This is a genomic window from Emticicia sp. (assembly GCF_049241225.1).
Lineage (GTDB): Bacteria > Bacteroidota > Bacteroidia > Cytophagales > Spirosomataceae > Emticicia.
Genome location: NZ_JBMLRC010000117.1, coordinates 1 through 2082 on the forward strand (window position 1 = coordinate 1; position 2082 = coordinate 2082).

Here is a 2082-nt window from a genome sequence, read left to right on the forward strand (position 1 = left end):
ATGAGTTTAGGTTTATGAATATTTATGCTATAATTTTATCAGCAATTTCATAACCCTCAACCAAATTCAACCAATGCAATTAAAAACAGCCATTACGCTAACATTTTTTACACTTCTATTTACCAAAATTTCCGCCCAAACCACAAAAACCACCTCAGGCAACCCGATTGTTGAGGGTTGGTACGCCGACCCCGAAGGTGTGATTCTGAACAAAGAATTTTGGGTTTTTCCGACATTCTCGGCCAAATACAAAGACCAAGTTTTTTTAGATGCTTTTTCATCAAAAGACATGGTAAATTGGACAAAACACCCACGAATCATTGATACTTCGGCCGTAAAATGGGCAAATAAGGCAATGTGGGCTCCGAGTATCGTCAAAAAAGATAATAAATACTTTCTGTTTTTCTCGGCCAATGATATTCAGAGTTCGGAGCGTAAAGGCTTCGGGCCGAATAATCCCGACAAAGATGATAAAATCGGGGGCATTGGTATTGGCGTGGCGTCTCGTCCCGAAGGGCCTTACAAAGATTATTTGGGCAAACCGCTCATCAATCAGTTTTATAACAAAGCCCAGCCGATTGACCAGTATGTTTTTCAAGACAAAGACAAACAATATTATATCATGTATGGCGGTTGGGGACGCTGCAATATTGCCAAACTCAACAAAGATTTCACGGCTTTAGTACCCTACGAAAATGGCGATTTGGTGAAAGAAATCACGCCCAAAGGCTACGTTGAAGGCCCAACGATGTTTGTTCGCAAAGGAAAATATTATTTGATGTGGTCGGAAGGTGGCTGGACAAACGGCACGTATAAAGTAGCCTACGGGGTTTCGGACAATGTTTTTGGGCCTTTCGAGAAAAAATCTACGATTTTGGTGGCCGACGAGGCAGTGGCAACTGGTGCGGGTCATCACTCGGTGATTAATATTCCTAATACCGATGATTGGTACATTGTTTATCACCGTCGCCCAATTCCAAACCTCGACCGTGACCATCGTGTAACGTGCATCGACCGCATGTATTTCAACGAAGACGATACCATCAAAGACGTAAAAATGACCTTTGAGGGAGTTAGAAAAGTGAAGTTGAAGTAAGATTTTCGAAAGAGAGTCATTACTGTCTGGGCGACCCCGTCTGCTTTAGCTGACGGATTACTGCAAAAATAAAACAAGATTGACTTTAGTCTAAATATGTAGTTTGACTAAAGTCAATCCTGTTTCTACAATACAAGGTATCCGTCAGTTAAAACTGACGGCAATGAATTTAAAAATTCTCCATTATTTTCTATGAAAAATCTTTTACTACTAACAACATTGTTAGCCTTTTGGAGTAGTCAAATACACGCCCAAATCGATATCGAAACCACAAAAAATATTGTTTATGCACAAGATGGAGATAAAAAACTCCAACTTGATATTTATAAACCAAAAGCCGTGCAAGAGCCTCGCCTAATTGTTTGGGTACATGGTGGTGCGTGGCATTCTGGTAGCAAAGAAAACCCACCTCTGGGCTTAATTCCTTTCGGATACGCTTTAGCAAGTGTCGATTTTCATGCCAGTACCCAAAAACCTTTCCCTGCCGATGTGCATGATATTAAGGCCGCTATTCGTTTTCTGAGAGCCAATGCCAGTAAGTATGGTTATAAAGCCGACAATATCGTTATTTGGGGAAGTTCGTCGGGCGGACATTTAGCGGCTTTGGTAGCTACCACTAACAACAATGCTGATTTAGAAGGAAAACTCGGAGATTTTACCAAAACTTCATCGTCGGTTCAAGGTTGTATTGATTTCTATGGCCCTACAAATTTTCTGACGATTCTCAATCAATCAACACCGCATGGCCTCAATGTTCGTTTGCCAGCTTTGGCTATTTTGCTCGGAAAACCCTTAGACCAAGCTACTGAATTGGCAAAATTGGCAAGTCCAGTTCATCAAGTTGATGCCAACGACCCACCGCTTTTTATTGTTCATGGCGAGCAGGATATTCAAGTACCTATCAATCAGTCGATTGAGTTAATGAGTGCTTTTAAAGCCAAAAATCTGAAAGTTCAGATTGAGTTTATTCCGAATGCAGGTCACTC

2 protein-coding genes are annotated in these 2082 nt (G+C 41.1%); both read left to right on the forward strand.

Annotated features, from left to right (window positions below):
* Window positions 1-73 precede the first annotated feature (73 nt).
* Window positions 74-1096: a glycoside hydrolase family 43 protein gene (locus ACOVO2_RS07195; protein ID WP_421769321.1), complete on the forward strand. Its 1023-nt coding sequence runs from the start codon at window positions 74-76 to the stop codon at window positions 1094-1096.
* A gap of 192 nt (window positions 1097-1288) precedes the next feature.
* Window positions 1289-2082, forward strand: a 794-nt coding sequence (locus ACOVO2_RS07200; protein ID WP_421769322.1) for an alpha/beta hydrolase fold domain-containing protein, incomplete at its 3' end; no start/stop codon positions are given.

Coding starts and splice junctions, on each gene's coding strand:
- ACOVO2_RS07195 (WP_421769321.1), top strand. CDS start 74: ATGCAATTAAAAACAGCCATTACGCTAACATTTTTTACACTTCTATTT.